Here is a 22,866-nt window from a genome sequence, read left to right as displayed (position 1 = left end):
GGCGGGGATGAAAGTCTTACGGCGCAGCAGGATGTGCGGAACAGAATGTGACGAGAGGCACGTTGTTCCGTTCTGTACGTCTGCTCTCGCGCCCGCTGGGTAGGGCTGCGATAACCCGCACGCCCGTACTCGCGAAGGAGACCCCCGTGGCCACAGCATCGGTCCTGTTCAAACCTGAGGCGCCCATCGAGCCGGAGACGCACGACTGCGTCTTCAGCGCCGAGGGCGCCTGCGCCGAAGCCCCCCTCACCAGCGAACCGCCCCTGCCCGACGCCGAGCCGCTCACCAGCGAGCCGCCGCTCGCCGACGCCGCGCCGCTGACCAGTGAGGCGACCGCCTGGGAGACGGGTATGGACACCGGTATGGGTACGGACACCGCTATGGGTATGGACATCGGTATGGACATGGACATGGATTCCCCGAGGTCGTAGATGACAGCACAGCGGCCGGCCGGCACCCCAGACCAGGAACTCCCCTCCGACGATCTGTCCCGGCTCGCCGAGCTGCACGGCGTCGCCACCTCCTACCAGCCGTCCGCGGACCGCACGGTCACGGCCTCCGCCACCGCGCTCACGCTCGCCCTGGCCGCCCTCGACGTCGACACCGGCACGCCCGCCGCCGTCCGCGCCGCGCTCACCGCGCGGGAACGGCAGCTGCGCGAGCGGCTGCTGCCGCCGACGGTGGTGTGCTGGAGCGGCGCCGAGCCCGAGGCGCAGGCCACGCTGTCGTCGCTGCCGGCCGGTACCCGGCTGCACATCGAGACCGAACAGGGCGAGACCCGCGCCGCCGTCGGCCAACTCCCGCCCGGAATCCACCGCTTGACGGCGACCGCCCCCGACGGCCGTACCGCGACCAGCCACCTGGTCGTCGCCCCGCCCCGACTGCCCACGCCCCCCGGACGTTCGTACGGCCTCCTCGTCCAGCTCTACTCCCTCCTCTCCCGCCGCTCCTGGGGCATGGGCGACCTCGGTGACCTCGCCGAACTCGCCGCCTGGGCCGGCCGGGCCCTCGGCGCCGGATTCGTCCAGGTCAACCCGTTGCACGCGGCCGTGCCCGGAGCGCCGACCGACCCTTCCCCCTACCGCCCGTCCTCCCGCCGCTTCCCCGACCCCGTGCACCTGCGGGTCGAGGAGGTCCCCGAGTTCGCCTACGTCGAGGACCGTGAGCGCGTGCGGGGGCTGCTGGAGCGGGCCGGGCGGCTGCGGGAAGCGGTGCTGGAGAAGGGGGAGCTGATCGACCGGGACGCGGTGTGGGAGGCGAAGCGCGAGGCGCTGGAGCTGGTGCGCGAGGCGCCGCTCGGGCCGGGGCGGCGGGCCGCCTACGCCGACTTCCTCGCGCGGGAGGGGCAGGCGCTGGAGGACCACGCCACGTGGTGCGCGCTGGCCGAGGTGCACGGCTCGGACTGGCTCCGGTGGCCGGAGGGGCTACGGGATCCACGGTCGCCCGAAACCGCCCGCGCGCGCCGCGAGTTGATGGACCGGGTCGACTTCCACTGCCGTCTCGCCTGGCTCACCGACACCCAGCTGACCGCCGCCCAGCGGGCCGCGCGCGAGGCCGGGATGCCGGTCGGGATCGTGCACGACCTGGCCGTCGGCGTGCACCCCGAGGGCGCGGACGCCTGGGCGCAGCAGGACTACTTCGCGGCCGGGATGTCGGTGGGCGCACCGCCGGACGCCTTCAACGCGCGCGGCCAGGACTGGGGGCTGCCGCCCTGGCGACCGGACCGGCTGGCCGAGTCGGGGTACGAGCCGTACCGCCGCCTGCTGCAGGCCCTCTTCCGCTATGCCGGCGCCCTGCGCATCGACCACGTCATGGGGCTGTTCCGGCTGTGGTGGGTGCCGCAGGGGCAGGCGCCGACGGAGGGGACGTACGTCCGTTACGACGCCGAGGCCATGCTCGCCATCCTGGTGCTGGAGGCATCCCGGGCCGGGGCGGTGGTGATAGGGGAAGATCTCGGCACGGTGGAACCGGGGGTGCGGGAGACGCTGCGCTCGCGGGGCGTGCTCGGCACCTCGGTGCTGTGGTTCGAGCGGGACTGGGACGGCGACGGCCGCCCCCTGCCCCCGGAGTCCTGGCGCGCCGACTGCCTCGCCACCGCCACCACCCACGACCTGCCGCCCACCGCGGCCCGCCTCACCGGCGAACACGTCGAACTCCGCGACCGCCTGGGCCTGTTGACCCGGCCCCTGGAGCAGGAGCGGGCGGAGGCGGCGGCGGACACGGGCGAGTGGCTGGAGCTGCTGTCCCGGCTGGGGCTGCTGCGCGGCACCGGCGGCGGCCACGGCACCTGCGAGGAGGAGGCCGAGATCCAGGCGGTCCACCGCTTCCTGCTGCGCACCCCGGCCCGCATGGTCGGCATCTGGCTTCCGGACGGCGTGGGCGACCGCCGGCCGCAGAACCTTCCCGGCACGTGGAACCAGTATCCGAACTGGCGGCTGCCGATCGCGGACGCGGACGGGAGGGCGGTGACGCTGGAGGAGCTGGCGGCTTCGCCGAGGGTGCGGGCGCTGGTGGAGGCGGTGCGGGGTGGTGGTGTGGGGCGGGGGTAACGGCTTGCCCGGCGTTGTGGCTGGGTGGGGTGGGCGCGCTGCATACGGCACCCCGGGCGCGCGGTCCCTCCCGGCGTTCGGTACTTTGGCCCCGTGGACAAGAAGAACGCCCTGCGCGCCGGCGCCCTGGCCGCCGGTACGACGCTGATGATGCTGCTCATGTCGTCCCCTGCGCTCGCGCTCACGCGCGACGACGGCGACGACCCCGGCCAGGGCCTGAGCGTCATCGAGACGCTGGGCCAGTTCGTCGTGGCCCCCATCGTGCTGTTCGCTGTCATCGCGGGCCTGGTCATGGTCCTGGACAAGTCGCACAAGCAGAAGGACACGACCAGCTCCAACATCCGGACCAAGGCCGACGTGAAGGCCTGACGCGAGACTCTTCGAGTCCGCCGCGCACTCTTCGAGGGCGCCGGCTCCGTCGTACGTACGCGCATCCGCCGTACGTGGACGAGGCCGGCGCCCTCGGTGTGTTCAGCGACCGTCACGAATGGGTGACCCTCACGCCGGATACGGCGCCGTCAGATACCGCTGCACCGTCGGCGCCAGCCATGCCACGACCTCCTCGGGCGCCAGGTCCACGGCGGGCGGAAACCGCAGGACGTAGCGCGTGAGCGCCAGCCCGAGCAACTGCGCCGACACCAGCGCCGCCCGCGCCGGGGCCTGCTCGGGGTCGGGGCACACCCGGCGGGCGACCGGCAGCAGCTGGTCCCCGAAGATGCCCCGCATACGCTCGGCCCCGGCCTGGTTGGTCGCGCCGACCCTGAGCAGGGCCGTGAGCACCTCGTTCTTCTCCCACATGGCCAGGAAGTGCGTCACGAGCGACCGGCCGACGTCGTCCCGGGTCAGCGACGCCGGGTCCGGCAGCCGCAGATCGATGGCGACGGCCGCCGCGAACAGGCCCTCCTTGTTGCCGTAGTAGCGCATCACCATCGACGGATCGATGTTCGCGTCCTTGGCGATGGCGCGGATGGTGGCGCGCTCGTACCCGTCGGTCGCGAAGCGCTCGCGGGCGGCGTCGAGGATCGCGGTGCGCGTGGCTTCGGAGCGGCGCGGTGGGGCGGGGGGCTTGCCGGGCGTCATGCCAACAACCGTAGGCCAACATGTGTGGGCCAACAAGTGTTGACAGGTCCGGCGCTCGAGCCTACGTTTGCCAACAAGCGTTGACCAACAATCGTTGGCCAACAGACGGTGGCAAACAGACGTTGGCACCCCAGGAGGCCCCCATGAACGGCACCGGAACCAACAGCAGCGGCACCCACCCCCCGCGCCCGAGCTCCGCACTCCCCGTGATCGTCGTCGGCTCCGGCCCCACCGGCCTCCTCCTGGCCGGCGACCTCGCCGCCGCCGGTGTCCCCGTCACCCTCGTCGAAAAGCGCCCCCACGAGATCAGCAACCTCTCCCGCGCCTTCGGCGTCCACGCCCGCACCCTGGAGCAACTGGACGCCCGCGGCCTCGCCGACGATCTGCTCGCCACCGGCAGCACCATCACCGAGCTGCGCCTCTTCCGCCGCCTCTCCCTCGATCTGGGCACGCTGCCGTCCCGCTTCCCGTTCCTGCTCATCACTCCGCAGTACGAGGTCGAGCGGCTGCTGGAGCGGCGGGCGCGTGAGCTCGGCGTCGAGTTCCTCTTCGAGAACGAGGTCGTCGGGCTGCGGCAGGACGACACCGGCGTCGACCTGGATGTGCGCGGCCCGGACGGGGCGGTCGTCACGCGCCGCGCGGCCTATGTCGTCGGCGCGGACGGTCACCGCAGCGCCGTACGCCGGGCGCTCGGCCTGCCCTTCCCGGGCGTCTCCGTCATCAAGTCCCTGTTCCTGGCGGACGTCCGGCTCGCCGAGCGGCCCGAGAGCGTGCTCACCGTCAACGGCGCGGGCGACGCCTTCGCGATGATCGCCTCCTTCGGGGACGGCTGGTACCGCGTCATGGGCTGGAACCGCCGCCACGAGGTCCCCGACGACGCCCCGCTCGACCTCGACGAGATCAAGGAGGTCACCCGCCGCGCCCTGGGCACCGACTACGGCATGCACGACGCCCGCTGGCTCTCCCGCTTCCACAGCGACGAGCGCCAGGCGCCCGAGTACCGGGTCGGGCGGGTCTTCCTCGCGGGCGACGCCGCACATGTGCACTCACCGGCCGGCGGACAGGGCATGAACACCGGCCTCCAGGACGCGGCCAACCTCGGCTGGAAGCTCGCCGCGGCCGTGCAGGGCTGGGCGCCCGACGGCCTGCTGGACACCTACCAGGCCGAGCGTCACCCCGTCGGCAAGGCCGTGCTGCGCAGCAGCGGCGGGCTGGTCCGGCTGGCCCGCGCGCAGAGCCCGGCGCTGCGTGCCGTGCGCGCCCTCGTCTCCGCCTTCGTGAATGCGGCCCGGCCCGCCCGGGCGAAGGCCCTGGCCCAGATCTCGGGCATCGGCTACACGTACCCCGCCCCCCGCGGCTCCCACCGCCTGGTCGGCACCCGCGTCCCCGACGTCGCCCTGGAGAGCGGCCGCCTCTACGAGGCCCTGCGCGGCGGACGGTTCGTACTGATCACGCCGGAGGCTCCGACGGCGTACGACGGGCAGGGCGCCCGCAAGGACCGGCTGACCGTGGAACGCTGGGCGAGCGACCGCCGTACGACCGTGCTGGTGCGGCCCGACGGATACGTGGCGTGGGCGGCGGACGACGCGGACACGGCGGCGGTGGAGCGGGCGGTCGCCGCCCACCTGGGGTGAGGGGAGCGAAGCTCCTTGCCTACCGGGGTTCCGGAGTCCCCGCCAGCAACTCCCGCAACAGGCCGGCCAGTTGGCCGGCCTGTTCGTCGCTCAGGGTGGACAGTGCCTCCGTCTGGACGGCGAGCCCGGCGGTGACGGCCTCGTCGATGAGGCTCAAGCCCTTCTCGGTGAGCGTGACTTGAAGGCCGCGGCGGTCGTGCGGGTCGGGGGAGCGGCGCAGCAGGCCGGCCCGTTCCAGTTTGTCGAGGCGCCCGGTCATGCCTCCGGTGGTGAGCATCAGCGTGGCCGAGAGCTGGCGGGGTGAGAGCGTGTAGGGCTCACCGGAGCGGCGCAGGGTCGCGAGGACGTCGAACTCGCCGCGTGAGATGCCGTAGGGCGCGTACGCCTTCTCCATGCGGTCGCCCATCATCCGCGAGAGGCGGTAGATCCGGCCGAAGACCTCCATGGCCCGCGTCTCCAGGTCGGGCCGCACGGCCGCCCACTGGTCGATGATCGCGTCGACGGGGTCCTTGCGCTGCGGGCGTTCGCTCATGGGCCGAGTATCGGCGGCCAACCGCTCGGCCGCAAGAAAGTAGCTTGACGGAAAGTAGCTTAACGCTAAGCTACTTGCTGCCGACCTACTCGAAGGGTGCGTCCCATGGCCGCGAACCGTGCCGCCCTGACCCTCCTCACCGCCCTCGCCCCCATCTCCTGGGGCACCACTTACGCCGTCACCACGGAGTTCCTCCCACCCGACCGCCCGCTCTTCACGGGCCTGCTGCGCGCCCTCCCCGCCGGTCTGCTGCTGCTCGCCGTGGCCCGCGTACTGCCGCGCGGCGCCTGGTGGTGGAAGTCGGTGGTCCTGGGCGCGCTGAACATCGGCGCCTTCTTCCCGCTGCTCTTCCTCTCCGCGTACCGGCTGCCCGGAGGCATGGCGGCCGTCGTCGGCTCGGTCGGCCCGCTGTTCGTCGTGGGCCTCTCGGCGCTGTTGCTCGGGCAACGGCCGACCGTGCGCAATGTGTTCACCGGGGTCGTGGCGGCGTTCGGCGTCAGCCTGGTCGTGCTGAAGGCGGCCGGCGCGCTGGACGTCGTCGGTGTGCTGGCGGCCCTCGCCTCCACGGCGGCCATGTCCGCCGGCACCGTCCTGACCAAGCGCTGGGGACGCCCGGACGGCGTCGGCCCGCTCGCCCTCACCGGCTGGCAACTGACGGCCGGCGGCCTGCTCATCGCCCCGCTCGCCCTCCTCGTCGAGGGTGCGCCGCCCGCGCTCGATGGCCGGGCGACCGTCGGCTACCTCTACCTGGCGCTGGCGAACACGGCGCTCGCGTACTGGCTCTGGTTCCGCGGCATCGGCCACCTCACCGCCACCCAGGTCACCTTCCTCGGTCCGCTGTCGCCCCTGACCGCGGCGGTGGTCGGCTGGGCGGCGCTGGGACAGGCGCTGACGCCGGTGCAACTGACGGGCATGGCGCTCGCGTTCGGGGCGACGGTCGTCGGGCAGATCGGGGCGGGCGGACGGGGCGTATCGTTCAGTTCTTCTGAAGAGAATCGTCGAAAAGATTCGATGGACGTGACAGTTGCGGCGCTGCGACGGTAGATCGAACCCGATCACCGGCCGGCGAAAGGATCTCCGTGACCGTCGTCCTCCCCAGGACAGCCACCCCGACTTCCCGCCCCACCAAGGCGGCCGCGCTCGGCATCGCGCTCGCCGCCCTCGCCACCGTCGTCTGGTCCGGCAGCTTCGTCACCTCCCGTGCGCTGCACGACAGTGTGCCGCCGGTGCAGCAGGCGTTCTGGAGATGGGTGGTGGCGCTGGTCGCGGTGGCCCCGTTCGGGGCACGGCAGGCCTGGCGGCAACGGGAGCTGATCCGTCGTCACCTCGGCTTCGTGACCGTCGCCTCCCTCCTCGGCGTCACCGTCTACAACACCCTCGTCAACCAGGCCGGGCTGACCACGCCCGCCGCCAACATGGGCATGATCATGGCCGCTTCCCCGGTGCTGATGGCCGTGTTCGAGCGGGCCGCCGGGATACGGCTGGGGGCGCGCCGGGTGGCGGGACTGCTGACGGCCTGCGCGGGCGTCGTGCTGCTGATCGGGGGAGGTGCGGGCGGGGCCCGTTTCGTGGCGGGGGACCTGTGGATGGTCGCGGCGGCCTGCTCCTTCGGGGCGTACAGCGGCCTGTTGCGGCGCAAGCCGGCCGAACTGGGCGGTACGGCTTTCCTCTTCACCACGTTCCTGCTGGGGACGGCCCTGCTGCTGCCCGCGCAGGGGGTGAGCGTGGCGGTGCAGGGCGGCTTCACTCCGACGCCCGGCACGGTCCTGCCGATCCTCTACGTGGGAGTCGCCTCCTCCGCCGTCGCCTTCTTCGCGTGGAACAGGGCGATCGCGCTGGTCGGACCGAGCCGTGCCGGAATCGTCTACTACCTCCAGCCAATGTGCGTGTCCCTGCTGTCCTGGGCCGTCCTCGGCGAGGCGACCGGCTGGGCCCAGGTGCTGTGCATGGCGCTGATCCTGGGCGGAGTCGTGCTGGGGGCGGCGTCGCGGCGGTGACGTAGGTTGCCGCCATGGTCGAGTGGGACATCCGGAAGCTGCAGATCCTGCGGACGTTGCGCGAACGGGGGACGGTGACCGCGACGGCCGAGGCGCTGCGGATGACGCCGTCGGCCGTGTCGCAGCAGCTGACGAATCTCGCCAAGCAGGTCGGGGTGCCGTTGCTGGAGGCGCAGGGGCGGCGGGTGCGGCTGACGGACGCGGCACGGCTGGTGCTGCGGCACGCCGAGGCCGTGTTCGAGCAACTGGAGCGGGCCGACGCCGAGTTGGCGGCCTACGTGCACGGCGAGGTCGGGGAGGTCCGGGTGGCGGCCTTCTCTACGGCGGTGCCCGCGCTGGTCGTACCGGCCGTGCGGGCGTTGCGGGACAGGCACCCGGGGGTGGACGTACGGGTGCGGGAGGCCGAGGCCGGGGCGGCGTACGAGCTGCTGGCCGCCGGGGAGGTGGACCTCGCGCTGTCGCTCGCGGCGCAGGCGCCGACGGTGGGGGACGCACGCTTCACGCGGGTGCCGCTGCTGGTGGATCCGCTGGATGTGGCGCTGCCTCGGGGGCATCGGCTGGCGGGGGCCGGGGTCGTGCGGCTGGCCGATCTCGCGGCGGAGGACTGGATCTTCGGGGGGAGTGGGCCGTGGTCGGACATCACGCGGGGGGCGTGCGAGGCGGCCGGGTTCAGTCCTCGGCAGGGGCATTCGGCGGCCGGGTGGACGGCGATCGTGGCGATGGTGGAGGAGGGGATGGGGGTGGCGTTGGTGCCGCGGATGGCTGCGGTGGCGAGGGGCGGGGTGGTGATGCGGGAGTTGGCGGAGGAGCGGCCGGTGCGGCATGTGGTGGCTGCTGTGCGGAGGGGGAGTGAGGCGAAGGTTGCGGTGGGGCGGGTGCTGTCGGCTTTGGGGGCCGTTGCTGCGCGGCTCGCTTGATGGGTGACCCGGCGTGTGGCTGGGCGGGGGTGGGTGCGCAGCCCGGCCCTGACGGGATGCCGCCTGCGCCCACCCGTGCCGCCCCCAGCGGCACGACTGCCCGCAGGCTCCGCCGGGGGGCTGTGCGGGTGCCGGCGGGCTGCGCCGACGCCCGCAGAATGCGCCGGTGCCCGCGGGCTTTGCCGATGCGCGCAGGCCGCGTCCCCCCGGCAGGCCGCGTCCCGCCGCAGGCCGCGTCCCCCCCGCGGGCCGTGCCGACCCGCAGGCCGCGTCCTCCCGCAGGCCGTGTCCCCCCGCAGGCCGCGTCCGTTCGGCTGCTCGCGCGCTGTGCGCGGACGAAAGGGGGCGCCCGGACTGAGACCGGGCGCCCCCTTCACTTACGTCCGACGAACCGCTACTCCTCCGCCGCCGCGTCCGCCGCCTGGGCCTTGAGGGCCCGTTCCACGCCCGCGCGGGATTCGGAGATCAGGCGGCGCAGGGCCGCGTTCGGCTCCGCCGAGGAGAGCCAGGTGTCCGTCTTGGTCAGGGTCTCCTCGGAGACCTGGATCGTCGGGTACAGGCCGATCGCGATCTGCTGGGCGATCTCGTGGGAGCGGGAGTCCCAGATGTCCTTGACCACCTCGAAGTACTTGTCGGTGTAGGGGGCCAGGAGTTCGCGCTGGTCGGTCTGGACGAAGCCGACGATGACCGCTTCCTGCATGGCGTTGGGGAGCTTGTCGGAGTCGATGACCGACGACCAGGCCTCGGCCTTGGCCTCGGGGGTCGGGCGGGCGGCGCGGGCCGTGGCGGCGTGGCGCTCGCCGGCCGCCGTCTTGTCCCGCTCGTACTCGCCGGCGATCTCCGTCTCGTCGAAGCGGCCCACCGCCGCCAGGCGCTGCACGAACGCCCAGCGCAGCTCCGTGTCGACGACCAGGCCCTCGATCGTCTGGGAGCCGTCCAGCAGAGCCTCGAGGAGGTCGAGTTGCTCCGGCGTGCGGGCCGTCGCCGCGAACGCCCGCGCCCACGCCAGCTGGTGGTCGCTGCCCGCCTCCGCCGAGCGCAGGTGGGCCAGCGTGGCGTCCGTCCAGCGGGTCAGCAGGGCCTCGCGGGCGGCCGGGGCGGCGTACAGCTCGATCGCCAGCTTCACCTGGCGCTGCAGCGACTGCACGACGCCGATGTCGGACTCCTTGCCGATGCCCGACAGGACCAGCGAGAGGTAGTCGCGGGTGGCGAGTTCGGCGTCCCGCGTCATGTCCCAGGACGACGCCCAGCACAGGGCCCGGGGGAGGGAGGCCTCGAAGTCGCCGAGGTGCTCGGTGACGAAGGCGAGCGACTGCTCGTCCAGGCGGACCTTCGCGTACGACAGGTCGTCGTCGTTGAGGAGGACCACGTCCGGGCGGCGCTTGCCCGACAGCTGCGGCAGGGCGGTCAGTTCACCGTCCACGTCCAGCTCGATGCGCTCGTCGCGCAGCAGCTTGCCCGAGGACTCGTCCAGGTTGTACAGGCCCACCGCGATGCGGTGCGGGCGCAGCGTCGGCTCGCCCTTCGCTCCGGCCGGCAGCGCCGGGGCCTCCTGGCGGATCGCGAACGACGTGATGACACCGTCGGCGTCCGTCTCGATCTCGGGGCGCAGGATGTTGATGCCCGCCGTCTCCAGCCACTTCTTCGACCAGGTCTTCAGGTCACGGCCGGAGGTCTCCTCCAGGGCGCCGAGCAGGTCGGACAGGCGCGTGTTGCCGTACGCGTGCTGCTTGAAGTACGCCTGGACGCCGCGGAAGAACTCGTCCATGCCGACGTACGACACGAGCTGCTTGAGGACGGAGGCGCCCTTGGCGTAGGTGATGCCGTCGAAGTTGACGAGCACGTCGTCCAGGTCGCGGATCTCCGCCATGATCGGGTGCGTCGACGGCAGCTGGTCCTGGCGGTACGCCCACGTCTTCATCTGGTTGGCGAACGTGGTCCACGCGTGCGGCCAGCGCGACTCGGGGGCGTGCGCCTGGCAGGCGATGGAGGTGTAGGTGGCGAACGACTCGTTCAGCCACAGGTCGTTCCACCACTCCATGGTGACCAGGTCGCCGAACCACATGTGGGCCAGCTCGTGCAGGATGGTCTCCGCGCGCGTCTCGTACGCCGCGTTCGTCACCTTGGACCGGAAGACGTACTGGTCGCGGATGGTCACCGCGCCCGCGTTCTCCATCGCGCCCGCGTTGAACTCCGGCACGAACAGCTGGTCGTACTTCTTGAACGGGTACGGGTAGTCGAACTTCTCCTGGAACCAGTCGAAGCCCTGCCGGGTCACCTCGAAGATCGCGTCCGAGTCGAGGTACTCGGCGAGCGACGGCCGGCAGTAGATGCCGAGCGGGACGGACTGGCCGTCCTTCTCGTAGACGCTGTGCACGGAGTGGTACGGGCCGACGATGAGCGCGGTGATGTACGTCGAGATGCGCGGCGTCGGCTCGAAGGACCAGACGTTGTCCTTGGGTTCCGGCGTGGGCGAGTTGGAGATGACCGTCCAGCCCTCCGGGGCCTTCACGGTGAACTGGAAGGTGGCCTTCAGGTCGGGCTGTTCGAAGGACGCGAACACGCGGCGGGCGTCCGGGACCTCGAACTGGGTGTAGAGGTAGGCCTGCTGGTCGACCGGGTCGACGAAGCGGTGCAGGCCCTCGCCCGTGTTGGTGTACGCGCAGTCGGCGACGACCCGCAGCACGTTGCGGCCCTGAAGCAGGCCGGGCAGTGCGATCCGGGAGTCCTCGAAGACCTCGCTCGCGTCGAGCGGGTCGCCGTTCAGGGTGACCTCGTGGACGGTCGGGGCCACGAGGTCGATGAAGGAGTCGGCGCCGTTCTCCGCGACGTCGAAGCGCACCGTCGTGACGGACCGGTAGGTGCCGCCCTCCTGCGCGCCGGAGAGGTCGAGATCGATCTCGTACGAGTCAACGGTGAGCAGCTTCGCCCGCTGCTGCGCCTCTTCGCGAGTCAGGTTTGTGCCAGGCACGCGGTCATCTCCTCGATATGTGTGGGTTGCGCCATCCTTCCACGGGACCTGGACCGAACGCGATGTCCGTTTCCCGCCGGTGAACAGGCGGGACGATCGGGAGCCTGGCGTACATGACGACATACATCGCACGTCCGATCGAGGCACCGGTCCTGAAGGAGTTGCGCTCTGCTGACGATCAGGGGCGCGAGATGGTTCCCGCGACGGACGAGGAGGGCGGCGCCCCGCTGCGCTGCTGCCTGCGCCACAGCGAGCCGGGCGAGAGGATCGCCCTGGTCTCCTACGCCCCGCTGCGCCGCTGGGCGGCCCGGACGGGCGCGGCTCCGCGGGCGTACGACGAGCAGGGTCCCGTCTTCGTCCACGCGCAGGAATGCCCGGGCCCCGAGGGCGACGCCCTGCCGTTCACCAACTCCCACCGTGTGCTGCGGCGCTACTCCGCCGAGGGGCACATCCTGGGCGGCGAGCTCGTGGAGCGGGACTTCGAGGCGGCCCTCACGAACGCACTCGACGACCCGGCCGTGGCGCTCGTCCACGTCCGGGCCGTCGAGTACGGATGCTTCCTCTACGAGGTCCGCAGGGCCTAGGGGGTGCCTGCTAGCCCTTCAGCTCCGCCGCCACCAGCTCCGCGATCTGCACCGCGTTCAGCGCGGCCCCCTTGCGGAGGTTGTCGTTGGAGATGAACAGGGCGAGGCCGTGCTCGACCGTCTCGTCGGTGCGGATGCGGCCGACGTACGACGGGTCCTGGCCGGCCGCCTGCAGCGGCGTCGGGACGTCGGTGAGGGCCACGCCGGGGGCACCGGCCAGCAGCTCCTTGGCGCGCTCCGCGCTGATCGGGCGGGCGAAGCGGGCGTTGACCTGGAGGGAGTGGCCGGAGAAGACCGGGACGCGCACACAGGTGCCGGAGACCTTCAGCCCGGGGATCTCCAGGATCTTGCGGGACTCGTGGCGGAGCTTCTGCTCCTCGTCGGTCTCGTTCAGGCCGTCGTCGACGATGGAGCCGGCCATCGGCAGGACGTTGTACGCGATCGGGGCGACGTACTTGTTCGGCGCGGGGAACTCCGCCGCCGAGCCGTCGTGGGTCAGCTTGGGCGCGTCGTCGCCGACCTTCTTGATCTGCTCGAACAGCTCGTCGACGCCGGCCAGACCCGAGCCCGACACCGCCTGGTAGGTGGCGACGACCAGCGCCTGAAGGCCCGCCTCGGCGTGCAGTGGCTTCAGCACCGGCATCGCGGCCATCGTCGTGCAGTTCGGGTTGGCGATGATGCCCTTGGGGCGGTCGGCGATCGCGTGCGGATTCACCTCGGAGACGACCAGCGGGACCTCGGGGTCGCGGCGCCAGGCCGAGGAGTTGTCGATCACCACGGCGCCCTGGGAGGCGACCTTCGGCGCCAGCGCCTTCGACGTGGAGCCGCCCGCCGAGAACAGGACGATGTCCAGGCCGGTGTAGTCGGCCGTCGCCGCGTCCTCCACCGTCACGCCGTCCAGGACCGTCCCCGCCGAGCGGGCCGAGGCGAACAGGCGCAGCTCGGTGAGCGGGAAGTCGCGCTCCGCGAGGATCCTGCGCATGACCGTGCCGACCTGACCGGTGGCTCCGACGATTCCGACCCTCACGGCGACTCCTTTTACGTGATCTGCGTGGCTTGAGTGTGTCTGCTGCATGGCCGAGGCGTTTCCATCATGCGGTCAGCCTCGGCCCGCCTGTCCAATTGTTTGCCCGGGATGCCCGAACGATGGGACGCGGCGGCCCCCGGCCCCGGCTCCGGTTCTCCGGCTCACACCTGGTCTGAGCTGGAGAAATTCGCCCTAGGGCCGTCCCGCGCCGCAAGCTCGCCTGCCCGCCCGGCACCCGGCTACGCGGCGGTGTGACGTACGCCTCGGTCCAGCAGCGGAAAGTCCCGGGAAATTCCCCCGAACGTTTCGGCCCGCTCCTGCGTCACAGTCACCACACGGCAAGGGGAGGGGTGGCTGTGCTGCGCAGAAAGGCCCGCCGCGGCCAGGGGGGCGGCGCCGTCCAGGAGGTCCTGGACGATCCGCTGGACGCGGCCCAGGAGCGCCGGGTGCGGGCGGTGCTCGCGCTCGGCGGGGTGCCGCAGGCGGACCTGCTGGACGGGGTACAGCAGGTACGTCTGCGGCTGCTGGAGCGGGCCGCGAGCGGCCGTGAGGCGCCGCGGGACGTGTCGGCGTGGGCGGCGGTCGTCGCCTCCAACCTCGCCATGGACTGGCACCGGGCCAAGAAGCGCCAGGAGCGGCTCGGCGAGCGGCTCGCGGCGCTGCGGCAGACGGAACACCCCTCCGGCGAGGACACCAGCCTGCTCTCCCTCGCCGTCTCCCGGGGCCTGGACGAACTGCCCGACGCCCAGCGTCAGGTCCTCGTCCTGCGCTTCTACGCCGATCTGCCGGTTCGCGGGATCGCCGAGGAGCTCGGCATCCCGGAGGGCACGGTCAAGAGCAGGCTGCACACGGCGGTACGGGCCCTGCGCGCCCGCCTGCACGAGGACGAGGTGGTGTGACGTGACCGCCGAGAACGAAGACCGCAACGGTCGCGACGGTGACGAAGGCCGCAACGGCCGCGACGGCTACCAGGGCCGTGGCGGTCGCCACAGCCACGCCGGCCGCACCGGCACCGACGCGCTGATGGCCGCGATCACCGACGAGCCGCTAACGGACGAGGCGCGCGCGGACGCCGCCTTCATGGCCGAGCACCGGTCCGCCGTCGCCGATGTGGCGCTGCTTCGAGAACAGCTGGAGATCATCGGGCGGACGCTCGGTGAGCCACCGCCACCGGCACCGGTTCCCGAACCGGTTCCCGAACCGGTTCCGGTACGACGGCCCTCCCGCGTCCGGCGGCGTGCGTTCACCCTCGCCTTCGGCACCCTCGCGGTGGCCGCCGTCGCGTCCGTGATCACGGGCCTGGGCTGGCTGCTGTCGCAGACCGGGGGGAGCAGCGACGATTCCGGAGCCAGCACCGCCGCCGACAGCAAGGAAGCCGCCCCCGATGCCGGCAGCGCCTTCGGCAGCCCCCGTTACCTCGCCTGCTCCCGGCTGGTGGCCGAAGGGAAGGCCACCTCCGTCGAACAGCTCCCCGGTACGACGTCGCTGCGGGTCTCCCTGCACATGACCCGCTACTACAAGCCGGACAAGGGCGAGGCGGAGCTGACCTTCGTGGTCGACGAGAACACCGTGCCCGGTCTCCGCGACGGTGACCCGGTGCTCATCGGCATCCCCCAGGGCGCCCGCCGGCCCGACTTCTGGGCCGTCGGCGAGCAGGACATCGCCCCCGAACGGGCCTGGATCACCGCCTCGCTGCCCCAGTCGCGCGACCAGAGCTGCGAGGGATGACAAGGGGGATGACAGGGGGATGACAAAGGGGCGGGCGCCCGTCACCGGACGCCCGCCCTCACCGCCGTACAAGGAACTACGGCGTGACCTTCTCGATCTTCACATTGCCCACGCCCGCGACCGTGCCGCGCGCGTTCACCAGGCGGACCTGGCCGAAGAACTCGCGGCCCTCCGGAGCGGCCGCCTTCGCGGTGACGCTGCCGGTGACCGCGGCCGAGTCACCCGTGCCGAGCTTCACCGGCGCCGACTCGTCGACCGTGACGGTGCCGAGCGAGGCCGAGTAGAAGACGTCCAGGTAGTCGTACGCGGTCGAGCCGCCCGGCACCGCGTAGCCGATGACCTCGATGCTGTACGTCCCGGCGGCCGGGTTCGCGACCTTGACCGACTCCTCGGAGTCACCGTCGGCGGAGCTGCCGACCTCGGTGCCGGCCGCGTCGTAGACGACCAGGTCGAGGTCCGCGGCCGCGTCGGAGACGTTGCCGATGGTGACGTCGAGGGACGTGGCGCCCTCGGGCACCTCGACCGTCGTGGTCTGCGTGGCGCCCTCGGCGATGGTCGGACGCGTGGTCTTCGACGAGCCGAGCGGGCCGCCGGCCAGCTTGCCGTCGAGGGCGGCGTACTTGTTGGTCACCTTCCAGGAGGCGGCGGCCGGGGTGCCGACCTTGGCCTCGGGGACGGTCACGGTCTCCGGGTCGAAGGCCGCGCCCAGGACGGTGACGTCCAGCTTGTAGGGGTTGTCGAGCAGCGGCGACGTACGGCGCGACTCGACCTCGATCTCCCAGACGCCCGGCTGCGGGTCGGCGTACGCGCGCACGTCCGGCTTGCAGCCGTTGCCGTCGAGGTAGTTGTTGTAGCAGAACGGGGTGCCGGTGGTGTCGACCGGGACGCCGTACGGGTGGATGGCGATGAACCGGGTCTGGCTCTTGCCCTTCAGCCCGCCGATCGCGACCTCCAGCGACTTCGCGCCCTCGGGGACGGTCACGAAGTAGTGCTTGGTGCTGTTGCGCTGCACCGAACCGGACGCCGAGTAGGTGTACTTGAGCGGCGCGGAGACCACGACCGTGTTGAGGATCTGCTTGTCGATGCCCTCGGTGCGCGGGTCGTCGACCTCCAGGATCGCGCTCTTGAGGCCCGCGGAGCCCGGCTTGGCGGCGACCTGGACGGTGACCGGCTTGTTCAGGCCGAGGCTGATCTCGTCGGAGCCGACGATCCGGAAGGTGTCACCGGCGTTGTTCTCCAGGTGCAGCTCGTGCCGGATCGCCTTGTCCGGGCCGGACGTACGCGTGATCGTGACGTCGTACGTCTTCTTCTGCCCGGCCTTGAGGCCGCCCTCGCGGTCGTAGATGCCGGTGCCGAAGCCCGGCGTCTTCAGGAACTGGTCGATCGCGGTGTCGACCGGCGCCTTCACCGTGTACTCGTGGGCGGTGGCGCCGTCGCGGATCGAGTCCCAGGCGTCCTCGACGTTGATGAGGCCGGCACCCTCCTCGTACGCCTGAACACCCCTGATGTGGTCGGCCGTCGAGGTCAGCGCGGTGCGCAGCTTCGCCGGGGTGAGGGCGATGCCCTTCTGCTTGGCGGCGCTCAGCAGCAGCGCCGAGGCGCCAGCGGCCTGCGGGGACGCCATCGAGGTGCCCTGGAGCATGCCGTAACCGGCGGGCAGCGTGTAGCCGGCCTCGGCGACCGGGGCGCCCGGCAGCCAGGTCTGGATGGTGTTGATCGCGGCGCCCGGGGCGACCAGGGTCGGCGTGAAGCCGCCGTCCTCACGCGGGCCGCGCGAGGAGAACGGCATCATCGCGTACGGCTTCTCCACGACCGAGCCGTAGTTGGCGGCCCACGTCTCCTTGGAGATGGAGGCGCCGACCGAGATGACCTTGGCGGCCAGGGCCGGGTCGCCGATGGTGTTGGCGCCGGGGCCGGAGTTGCCGGCCGAGATGACGAGCTGGACGCCGTAGGTGTCGATGAGGCGCGTGTACAGCTCGGCGCGGGCGTTGTTGCCGTCGTTGAGCGCCGGGAGACCGCCGATGGACATGTTGACGATGTCGACGCCGCGGTTGACGACGAGGTCGATCATGCCCTCGGTGAGCGCGACGTTGGTGCAGCCGCCGGTCCAGGTGCACGCGCGGGAGGAGACGAGCTTCGCGCCAGGCGCGGCGCCGTTCATCTCGCCGCCGAACAGGCCGTTGGCGGCGGTGATGCCGGCGACGTGGGTGCCGTGCTCGGACTCGATGACGCCGATGTTGACGAAGTCGCGCTTCTGCCCGACCCAGGTCCCGCCCAGCGGGTCCATCGGCACGTCCTTGCGGATCTGCACGACGAACGGCTGCCGCTCGGCGACGTCCGTGGCCGGGTTGTCGGTGCCGAAGTACCCGACCTGGAAGCCGTCCTTGTACGGCTTCATCGGGGTGTCGTCACCGAAGTCGTTGTTGTTGTTGAGGTCGACACGGACCGTGCCGGCCGCCGCGTCGTAGAGGACGCCCCACGAGTCGGTCTTGTCGCCGTCGCGGTTGGCGTCGCCCGCCGCGTCACCGCCGGTGGTGTACGACTCGAGGAAGGTGCTGACCTGGTAGGAACCGGCGGGAGCGGTCCAGGTCTTGCCGCCGTAGGTGAAGGTGGGCCCGGAGACGGAGGTCACCATCGGGCGCCAGGTGCGGTCGCTGTCGACGAGCGGGTCGGTGGCGGTGACCCAGTCGACTATCTTCCGCTCACCGGTGGTGGTCTTCTGCAGTGCCGGGTGGCCGAGGTCGACGCCGGAGTCGAGGATGCCGATGGTGATGCCGCGGCCGTCCGCCTTCGGGTGGTCGTCCACGAAGTCGACGGCGCCCGTCTCGAAGGACGGGTTGTACGGGTTCTCGGCCGGGGTCTTCTTGCCCGGGGCGGCGTACGAGGTCGCCGCGGCCGTCGACTTCTCGGTGTCGACGGCGGGGTCGTCCAGGGGTATCTCCTCGCGCAGGTCGATGCCGTGCACCGAGGAGAGCTTCGCGGCGGCGGCGATGGCCGAGTCCGCCTTGCCCGTCGGGACGGTGGCCCGGACGTAGCCCAGCTTGTCGTACGTGCGGCCCACAGAGCCGACCGCGTCCAGCTGCTCCGCGACCTTCTCGGTCTGGCCGGGCGCGGTCGCGATCATCATCGTGACGTTCTTGTCGCCGTCGGCCTTGGCCTCGGCGAGCAGGTCGGCGTCGTCCGAACCGAGCTTGTCGTGCGCGGACTTGACGCTCGGGTCCGCCGCGGCCGGCGCGGGGTCCCCGGCCATGGCCATGGGTATCGGCCCGGCCGCGGAGAGCGCGGCGACGAGACCGGCGGCCACGGCTATGCGGGCCGAGCGTCTCGCGCCCGGCTTCGGTTCGCGCTGGGGGGTGAGGGTCATCGGCATCCCTTGTTGGTAAAGAAGCAGGGGTCGTCCGGAATGCGATCCCGGACGACCGCACAGCTTTATGCAAGGGAAGGATGTTTGGGAAGAGTTGACCGAATCGAAATGGACGGATGGGGAAAACCCGCGATGCATTTGGGGCGAGAGAGAGCGAACGGGGCAAGTCGCCCGTAAGCCGAATATTCGGCTGCCCATCCGGCCTCGGCCGCTTAACGTCCCTATGTGCGGAAGAACTTGAGGGTGGCGGCCTACGCCATATGCGTGCGTGACGGACAGCTCCTCCTCGCCCGTTCCCCGGCGCCCCGCGGCGGCTTCGAGTGGGTCCTGCCGGGCGGCGGCATGGAGCACGGTGAGGATCCCCACGACACGGTCGTGCGGGAGGTGGAGGAGGAGACCGGCTACCGCTTCGAGCCCACGGAACTGCTGGGCGTGGACTCCTTCCACCGCATCCTCCCGGGCCGTTTCGGCCGGAGAGTCGACCACCACGGCGTACGGCTCGTCTACGCGGGCCGGATCGTGGGCGGCGACCTGCGCTACGAAGCCAATGGCTCCACGGACATGGCCGCCTGGCACCCGCTCCACGACGTGCACGGGCTGACCCGGGTCCCGATGGTCGACAAGGGGCTGGCACTGTGGCGGGGGAATAGCTTGAGTACCCCGCAAGATGAACACTGAGTGACCGCGTTCCGGCCGTTCGAGGAGCGGTCGAGAACGCGGAAGGTGGCCCAAGATCCACGTACGGTGATCGGCGCTGCGCGTTGCCGTCATGTTCATGCGCAGGTCATCCCCGCTGCCAACGATCCACAGTGAGCGGGACGTTCGCCTCGGTGAACGCCCCGCGACCACTGCCGACGCGTTCGCACTCGGGGAGATCGCGCCATGTCGCGCATACGCTCTGTCGCCAGCTCCGCGCTGGGGGTCCACCGCCGCACCCTGCTCGCCGCCACCGGAGCGGTGACCCTCTCCGCGGGTGTCGGCTACGCCCTGCGGCCCACCGACAGCCAGGCCGCCACGACCACGAACCCCGCGAGCGCGCCGGACGCGGCCGCGGGCGCCGCCGAGGCTCCCGTCGGCGCCTCCCGCAACCTCCCGGTCGCGCTCGCGCCGTACACCCGGGGCACCACCCTCGCGAACGTCGCCACTCCGCGCGGCGATTCCGGCTACCGCCGACTCGGTGACGGTCCCGGCTGGCGGCGGGTCGTCCGCGAGAACCTGGCGTCGGCCAAGGCGGGGCGCGAGAAGCGGCGTACGGCGCTCGCCGCGTTCGTCCAGCTCACCGATCTGCACCTGATCGACGCCCAGCATCCGCTGCGCCTTGAGTACCTGCGCTCGACGGACGTGCACGCCTGGCGGCCGCAGGAGGCGCTGACCGTGCCCGGCGCGGTGGCGCTCGTCGAGCGGATCAACGCGCTGCGGGGCGCGCCCGTGACCGGTGCCCCGCTGCACTTCGCCATGACCACCGGCGACAACACGGACAACAACTGCAAGTCCGAGCTGGAGTGGTTCCTGACGGTGATGAGCGGCGGCCGCGTCACCCCCAACACCGGTGACCCGCGGCAGTACGAGGGCGTCCAGAACAGCGGCCTCAAGCTGTACTGGCAGGCCGACGACAGCATCCGCGACGCCGACAAGCAGCTCGGCTTCCCGCACATCGAGGGCTTCCTGGCCGCCGCGATCCGCGAACTGCGCAGCCCGGGCCTGAACATCCCCTGGTACTCGACGGTCGGCAACCACGACGCGATGCCGCTCGGCACCTACGCCTCGCACAGCGACTCCTACCTCACCGACCTCGCCGTCGGCGGCAAGAAGCTGATGAACGTGTCCGCGGCGGACGCCAAGAAGCTCCAGGACTCCCTCAAGCAGGACAAGGACCCCAGGGGCACCGTCTTCAAGGACTTCCTCAAGGCCCACGCCCGCTCGATGCGCTCGGTCACCCCGGACGAGAGCCGGGCCCCGTTCACGCCCCGGGACTATGTGCGGGCCCACCTGAACCCGGCCCACCGGGGCCACGGACCGGTCGGCCACGGCTACTCGACGGCCAACCTGGACGCCGGTACCCAGTACTACAGCTTCCGCATCGCCGACGACGTCATCGGCATCAGCCTCGACACCACCGATCCGGGCGGTCACTACGAAGGGTCCATCGGGGCGGCCCAGTTCAGGTGGCTGGACCGGACGCTGCGGGAGAACAAGGACTCGTACGCGATCGTCTTCAGCCATCACACCAGCGAGACGATGGACAACCTCCGCCGCGACCCGGCCCGCCCGAGCGAGCGGCGCGTGGGCGGCGCCGAGGTGGTCGAACTCCTCGCCCGGCACCGCAACGTCCTCGCCTGGGTGAACGGCCACATCCACAAGAACGTCGTCACGCCGCGCTCCGGCTCCGGCGGCGGCTCCTTCTGGGAGATCTCCACCGCCTCCCACGTCGACTTCCCCCAACTCGCCCGGATCATCGAGGTGGTGGACAACAACGACGGCACGATCTCCCTGTTCACCACGCTGATCGAGTCCTCGGCCCCGCACCGCACGGACTTCACGGACCTCTCCCAGACCGGCCTGGCGGCGCTCTACCGCGAGCTGTCCTTCAACGCCCCCGGCGCACGCACGACCCTGGCGGGCGACAGGAAGGACCGCAACACGGAGCTGGTGCTGAAGAAGGGCTGAAACACGCTCAACTGCCGCCCCGCGCTTCAACCTTCGCCGCACGCGCCCGGTCTCTCCCCCCGACCACGCTCGACGACGTCGAGCGAGCAGAAGGGGGAGAGACATGAGTGGACGTACGACCCGCATGACCCTGGTGGCGGCCACAGCCGTGGCGCTGTCGGTGGCCCTCGCGGCCCCCGCCGTGGCGGCGTCGCCCGCCAGAGCCGACCACGAGGCGACCCGGAAGGCCATCGCGGCCGCGGTCGAGTCCGGAGTGCCCGGCGTGACGGCGACCGCGAGGGACGGTCACGGCGCCTGGTCGGCCACGGCGGGCGTCGGCGACCTCAAGACGGGCAAGCCGCGTTCGGCGGACGACCGCTACCGGGTGGGCAGCATCACCAAGACCTTCGTCGCCACGGTGCTGCTCCAACTGGAGGCGGAGGGACGGCTGTCCCTGGACGACACGGTGGAGGAGTGGCTCCCGGGAGCCGTGCGGGGCAACGGCCATGACGGCAGCCGCATCACCCTGCGCCAACTCCTCAACCACACCAGCGGCATCTTCAACTACACGGCGGACGACGACTTCGGCCGCACCTACTTCCTCAAGGACGGCTTCTTCGAGCACCGCTACGACACGAAGAAACCCGAGGAGCTGGTCGCGATCGCCATGACCCACAAGCCGGACTTCGAGCCGGGGACGTCCTGGAACTACTCCAACACCAACTACGTCCTGGCCGGCATGGTGATCGAGAAGGCCACGGGCCGCCCCTACGGCGACGAGATCCGCGACCGCGTCATCAAGCCCCTGCACCTGACCGCCACGTCCGTCCCCGGCACCCGTGTGACGGTGCCGGGGCCCAGCAGCCGCGCCTACTCCAAGCTGGCCGAGACGGCGACGGGCCCGACGTACGACGTCACGAAGATCAACCCGTCCCTCGCCTACGCGGCCGGTGAGATGATCTCCAGCTCGGCCGACCTCAACCGCTTCTACACGGCCCTCCTGCGCGGCAAGCTCCTCCCGCGCGAGCAGCTCGCCGAGATGACCACGACCGTCCCCCTCGACGAGGCCAACGCCTACGGTCTCGGCCTGCTGAAGAGCAAACTGAGCTGCGGCGTCACCGTCTGGGGCCACGGTGGCGGCATTCACGGCTCCATATCCGAGGCGGTCACGACCAAGGACGGCCGCCACGCCCTCGCCTTCAACCTCAACGGTGACTGGTCGGGGGACACGGCGGCGGTGATCGAGGCCGAGTTCTGCGGAAAGAGCGGAAAGAGCGGAAAGAGCGGAAAGGCCGAGGCGATCGAGCCGACCCGGACACCAGGCATGACGTTCATGCGCCCGTAGTGTCCGTACTGCCTGATGTCGGCCGACCCGCGGCTTCGCGCCTCCTGCGGGGCCGCCCCAGCAGGCGGAGCGGCCCGCTCACGGCGAGGACCGTCAGCCCCACCGCGCTGTAGGCCAGGTAGCCGGCGCCCCGCAGATAGCGGCCGTCGCGCTCCGTCTCCTGGGCGAACTTCTGCTGGTCGTACGTCCGCGTGCCCGTCGACCGGCCGGTGGCGTTGTCGTAGCCCACGGCGCAGGTGAAGCCGGGCCGCATCCGGCCGGGGTGTTCCTCACCCACGTCGTCCAGCTGGAGCCCGGGGCACTCCGGGACGACGGAAACCGCCCGGCCGCTCGCCAGGCTGACCAGCCCCCAGGCCAGGGGCAACAGGAACAGCGCCACCAACACGCCTCGGGATCTCATCCGGCCCAACCTAGGCCCTGCCCCGGCCGGTGACACGAGGAGGGGCCGCCGGGTGTCGGCCCCGCGGCCCCTCCTCTCCCCTCCTGGTGCTG

General features: G+C 71.5%; 19 protein-coding genes. 13 read left to right on the top strand and 6 right to left on the bottom strand.

Annotation, left to right across the window (positions count from 1 at the left end):
* The first annotated feature begins 146 nt into the window (after positions 1-146).
* The 3 genes from ACQEV2_RS14625 to ACQEV2_RS14615 all read left to right on the top strand — a co-directional run bounded on the left by ACQEV2_RS14625 (position 147) and on the right by ACQEV2_RS14615 (position 2,918).
* Complete coding sequence (locus tag ACQEV2_RS14625) at positions 147-431, top strand: hypothetical protein (protein ID WP_433040194.1); 285 nt, start codon at positions 147-149, stop codon at positions 429-431.
* Positions 432-2,549 carry a 4-alpha-glucanotransferase gene (gene malQ / locus ACQEV2_RS14620; RefSeq protein WP_433040191.1) on the top strand — a complete coding sequence of 706 codons (2,118 nt, stop codon included), beginning with the start codon at positions 432-434 and terminating at the stop codon, positions 2,547-2,549. It abuts the gene before it with no gap.
* Between the two features lie 93 nt (positions 2,550-2,642).
* Positions 2,643-2,918: a hypothetical protein gene (locus ACQEV2_RS14615; protein WP_433040188.1), complete on the top strand. Its 276-nt coding sequence runs from the start codon at positions 2,643-2,645 to the stop codon at positions 2,916-2,918.
* Between the two features lie 129 nt (positions 2,919-3,047).
* On the opposite strand, the gene ACQEV2_RS14610 is transcribed toward ACQEV2_RS14615, so the two are convergent.
* Positions 3,048-3,629: a TetR family transcriptional regulator gene (locus ACQEV2_RS14610; RefSeq protein WP_433040185.1), complete on the bottom strand. Its 582-nt coding sequence runs from the start codon at positions 3,627-3,629 to the stop codon at positions 3,048-3,050.
* A 143-nt stretch (positions 3,630-3,772) separates the two neighbouring features.
* Here ACQEV2_RS14610 and ACQEV2_RS14605 point away from each other — a divergent pair, with 143 nt between their 5' ends.
* Positions 3,773-5,263, top strand: a complete 1,491-nt coding sequence (locus ACQEV2_RS14605) for an FAD-dependent monooxygenase (protein ID WP_433040182.1) — start codon at positions 3,773-3,775, stop codon at positions 5,261-5,263.
* A 19-nt stretch (positions 5,264-5,282) separates the two neighbouring features.
* On the opposite strand, the gene ACQEV2_RS14600 is transcribed toward ACQEV2_RS14605, so the two are convergent.
* Entirely contained in the window at positions 5,283-5,795 is a 513-nt protein-coding gene (locus ACQEV2_RS14600) for a MarR family winged helix-turn-helix transcriptional regulator (protein WP_433040179.1), read from the bottom strand.
* A 105-nt stretch (positions 5,796-5,900) separates the two neighbouring features.
* On the opposite strand from ACQEV2_RS14600, the gene ACQEV2_RS14595 reads away from it, so the two are divergent.
* Genes ACQEV2_RS14595 through ACQEV2_RS14585 form a run of 3 tightly spaced genes read left to right on the top strand, consistent with a single transcriptional unit; the run spans position 5,901 to position 8,709 of the window.
* Positions 5,901-6,839: an EamA family transporter gene (locus ACQEV2_RS14595; RefSeq protein WP_433040176.1), complete on the top strand. Its 939-nt coding sequence runs from the start codon at positions 5,901-5,903 to the stop codon at positions 6,837-6,839.
* Between the two features lie 35 nt (positions 6,840-6,874).
* A complete protein-coding gene (locus ACQEV2_RS14590; RefSeq protein WP_433040173.1) occupies positions 6,875-7,792 on the top strand; it encodes a DMT family transporter in 918 nt (305 codons plus the stop codon).
* A 14-nt stretch (positions 7,793-7,806) separates the two neighbouring features.
* A complete protein-coding gene (locus ACQEV2_RS14585) occupies positions 7,807-8,709 on the top strand; it encodes a LysR family transcriptional regulator (protein ID WP_433040170.1) in 903 nt (300 codons plus the stop codon).
* A 394-nt stretch (positions 8,710-9,103) separates the two neighbouring features.
* Here the strand turns inward: ACQEV2_RS14585 and pepN are convergent, their stop codons facing one another.
* Entirely contained in the window at positions 9,104-11,680 is a 2,577-nt protein-coding gene (gene pepN, locus ACQEV2_RS14580) for an aminopeptidase N (RefSeq protein ID WP_433040167.1), read from the bottom strand.
* Between the two features lie 113 nt (positions 11,681-11,793).
* On the opposite strand from pepN, the gene ACQEV2_RS14575 reads away from it, so the two are divergent.
* Positions 11,794-12,264 carry a DUF1203 domain-containing protein gene (locus ACQEV2_RS14575; RefSeq protein WP_433040164.1) on the top strand — a complete coding sequence of 157 codons (471 nt, stop codon included), beginning with the start codon at positions 11,794-11,796 and terminating at the stop codon, positions 12,262-12,264.
* Between the two features lie 10 nt (positions 12,265-12,274).
* On the opposite strand, the gene ACQEV2_RS14570 is transcribed toward ACQEV2_RS14575, so the two are convergent.
* Positions 12,275-13,291 carry an aspartate-semialdehyde dehydrogenase gene (locus ACQEV2_RS14570; protein WP_433040160.1) on the bottom strand — a complete coding sequence of 339 codons (1,017 nt, stop codon included), beginning with the start codon at positions 13,289-13,291 and terminating at the stop codon, positions 12,275-12,277.
* Positions 13,292-13,641: 350 nt separating this feature from the next.
* Between ACQEV2_RS14570 and ACQEV2_RS14565 the strand changes: the two genes are divergently transcribed.
* On the top strand, positions 13,642-14,190 hold the full coding sequence (locus ACQEV2_RS14565; RefSeq protein ID WP_433040157.1) for an RNA polymerase sigma factor: 549 nt from the start codon (positions 13,642-13,644) through the stop codon (positions 14,188-14,190).
* 1 nt (position 14,191) lies between these two features.
* Positions 14,192-15,019 carry a hypothetical protein gene (locus ACQEV2_RS14560; RefSeq protein WP_433040154.1) on the top strand — a complete coding sequence of 276 codons (828 nt, stop codon included), beginning with the start codon at positions 14,192-14,194 and terminating at the stop codon, positions 15,017-15,019.
* A gap of 76 nt (positions 15,020-15,095) precedes the next feature.
* On the opposite strand, the gene ACQEV2_RS14555 is transcribed toward ACQEV2_RS14560, so the two are convergent.
* Positions 15,096-18,383: a S8 family serine peptidase gene (locus ACQEV2_RS14555; RefSeq protein ID WP_433040151.1), complete on the bottom strand. Its 3,288-nt coding sequence runs from the start codon at positions 18,381-18,383 to the stop codon at positions 15,096-15,098.
* 225 nt (positions 18,384-18,608) lie between these two features.
* Here ACQEV2_RS14555 and ACQEV2_RS14550 point away from each other — a divergent pair, with 225 nt between their 5' ends.
* From ACQEV2_RS14550 to ACQEV2_RS14540, 3 genes are all read left to right on the top strand, one after another.
* Positions 18,609-19,061 (top strand): NUDIX hydrolase, encoded by a 453-nt coding sequence (locus ACQEV2_RS14550; protein ID WP_433040148.1) that lies wholly within the window; start codon positions 18,609-18,611, stop codon positions 19,059-19,061.
* A gap of 204 nt (positions 19,062-19,265) precedes the next feature.
* Positions 19,266-21,050: a TIGR03767 family metallophosphoesterase gene (locus ACQEV2_RS14545; protein ID WP_433040145.1), complete on the top strand. Its 1,785-nt coding sequence runs from the start codon at positions 19,266-19,268 to the stop codon at positions 21,048-21,050.
* A 103-nt stretch (positions 21,051-21,153) separates the two neighbouring features.
* The gene (locus ACQEV2_RS14540; protein ID WP_433040142.1) at positions 21,154-22,374 is read left to right on the top strand and encodes a serine hydrolase domain-containing protein; all 1,221 of its coding nucleotides are present in this window, start codon (positions 21,154-21,156) and stop codon (positions 22,372-22,374) included.
* Here the strand turns inward: ACQEV2_RS14540 and ACQEV2_RS14535 are convergent.
* Complete coding sequence (locus ACQEV2_RS14535; protein WP_433040139.1) at positions 22,361-22,774, bottom strand: hypothetical protein; 414 nt, start codon at positions 22,772-22,774, stop codon at positions 22,361-22,363. The two genes, ACQEV2_RS14540 and ACQEV2_RS14535, sit on opposite strands and share 14 nt — an antisense overlap.
* Positions 22,775-22,866: the final 92 nt, after the last annotated feature.

This window comes from Streptomyces sp. CA-251387, from assembly GCF_050936625.1.
Classification (GTDB): Bacteria; Actinomycetota; Actinomycetes; order Streptomycetales; family Streptomycetaceae; genus Streptomyces.
The sequence above is the reverse complement of the archived record's forward strand: the minus strand, read 5'-3'. Positions and strand labels throughout refer to the sequence as shown.